2 protein-coding genes are annotated in these 2219 nt (G+C 43.8%); one reads left to right on the top strand and one right to left on the bottom strand.

All coding sequences use genetic code 11. The annotated features are described in order from the left end of the window. Positions 1-380: 380 nt before the first annotated feature. Positions 381-773: a hypothetical protein gene (locus CWB98_RS23045; RefSeq protein ID WP_138546933.1), complete on the bottom strand. Its 393-nt coding sequence runs from the start codon at positions 771-773 to the stop codon at positions 381-383. A 248-nt stretch (positions 774-1021) separates the two neighbouring features. On the opposite strand from CWB98_RS23045, the gene CWB98_RS23040 reads away from it, so the two are divergent. Continuing rightward, entirely contained in the window at positions 1022-1993 is a 972-nt protein-coding gene (locus CWB98_RS23040; protein WP_138546932.1) for a transposase, read from the top strand. Positions 1994-2219: the final 226 nt, after the last annotated feature.

The raw sequence follows: 2219 nt of genomic DNA, 5'->3' as shown, positions 1-2219 counted from the left end.
AAGCCGAGTAGGCCTGCGGGGTAGCGAGTTTTCGTTATCCCGTTCGTTATGTTACCCGTGTTGCCATGCCTGATGTTTGGTCTAATCCGCTATAAATGTGTTGCTCTGACATATATCCGGGCTTAACTGATTGTTCAGCGCCCCAAATGAGTTCCGAGCCTGCACACCCTAAAATTAATACACCAACGAGTTGCATGGACACCCACCCAAAATCGTAGACATTCAGTTTGACTTTGGGGTGAGTTACACTCTAACGCTAAGCTATAACTAATTAACAGGTATTTATATTTATCCTTAAAGTGATAGATACATGCCGCATTCTTTTCTGTTTTCAATACCCAGTGTGAAGTGAATGCGTTTTTTGGCATGTATCCCCAGATTTACTTTTTGTCTAGAGTAATGTACTGAACCACACAACCGGGCAGATTGTCATCAACCTGTATGACCTCTATTGGTAAGTTTGTAGTTTGAGCGGTAAGTAAAGCAGAATACAAAAAGTCAGCCCCAGGGGTTCCTGCTGGAATGGTCACGTAAGAACCAGATTCAGCATTACAGTTTAGAATTTTTTCATCTCCACTTGTTCCAATAAATATTTTTCCTGATGCCTCAACATAGAGCCTTTCAATATAAACTTTGTGGCAAAAGTCTGGATTACAAACACCAGCAAAAACAGCAGTTGAGCTAAAGCACAAAAGCGGTAGCAATAAAGATTTAAACAACTTCATTTTATCTCCTGAAAACCCTAACACCTTACTGTCAAGGGATTTTTTCATTAATAATCAATATAATGGAATCGATTAATAACGATTAAACCAATATATTTCGTTAATAGTCAAACAGTCAAGCTGCAACGCTATGTATTATTCCGGGATCTTACATTATACGGTCAGAAAAAGCATGTTACACATAAAAGCACCCGAATTCATTCCACAGAGTTACGCAGACAGCCTCCTCAAACTGGCGTACAGTAGCTACGCCGTCTACCTTTAGGAAATACTCAATGGATTGAGGATAATGGACTATGCCAACAGCAAGGAAGCGGCAAGTTAGCTTGTCGGATACCAAATACTACCACTGCATATCCCGATGTGTTCGTCGGGCATTTCTATGTGGCCAAGACCGCTTAACGGGTCAGTCTTATGAACATCGTCGAGACTGGGTAGAAGAGAAACTACTGGCCCTTGGCAAGGTGTTTTGTATTGAAGTATGTGGCTATGCGGTGATGAGCAATCACACACATCTTGTGTTGTATGTGGATGATAAGAAAGCACAAAGGTTATCAGATAAAGCGATAGTCATTCGCTGGCACAAGCTGTTTAAAGGCAACTGGCTGACACAAAAATACATCAATGGTGATGAGCTGAGCGAGTCAGAGCGCAGTATGCTGGCGGCTGATATTGCTGAGTTCAAAATACGCCTTGCGAGTATCAGCTGGTTCATGCGGGTATTGAATGAAGACATAGCCCGCAGAGCCAATAAAGAAGATGGTTGTACAGGCCGGTTCTGGGAAGGAAGATTCAAGTCACAGGCATTACTGGATGAAGCGGCACTGGCAGCATGTATGGCTTATGTTGACCTGAATCCAGTCAGAGCCAAAATAGCAGAGACTCCGGAAACTTCGGATTATACCAGTATCAAGAAACGCATTGAGTGCGCACGACAGGGCAAGCAGCCTAAAAGCTTGCGACGCTTTGCAGGCAACCCCAGAGCCAACATGCCAAGTGGCCTCCCGTTTGAGCCGACCTACTACATTCAGCTGGTTGAACTAACTGGCCGGTGTATGCGGGCAGACAAACGAGGATATATCAGTGATAGCCAGCCGCTGCTGACCAGGTTGCAAATAGAGCCAGATAACTGGCTTAAACTTACCACCCGATTTACCAAAGTGTTTCATGGTGCAGTAGGACGAAAACAGGCAATGACAGATTACTGTGAGCATCTGGAGAAAAAGCGACGCGCTAATCTGATGCAATGCGAGCGCCTACTGGGCTAACACCTATTTTTCGGTATCATTTCGATTTATCCAAACTCGGGCTTGGATGTATTCTCGTAATGTCTGGCTCTGCCTACTTTCCAGAATTTCGATTCTAAGCTCACAAGTTTCACTGTTCGGAACTTACAGGAAACGCAGCATTCAATAGTCTTGCATTTCTATTATAGCTTTGCCCCGAGCTGGAATATGAATTTATGGTTGGGTGTCGCTCGAGTTGCGCTTCGAT

Source organism: Pseudoalteromonas rubra (genome assembly GCF_005887115.1).
Lineage (GTDB): Bacteria > Pseudomonadota > Gammaproteobacteria > Enterobacterales > Alteromonadaceae > Pseudoalteromonas > Pseudoalteromonas rubra_F.
This window is presented reverse-complemented; position numbering and strand designations above follow the sequence as displayed.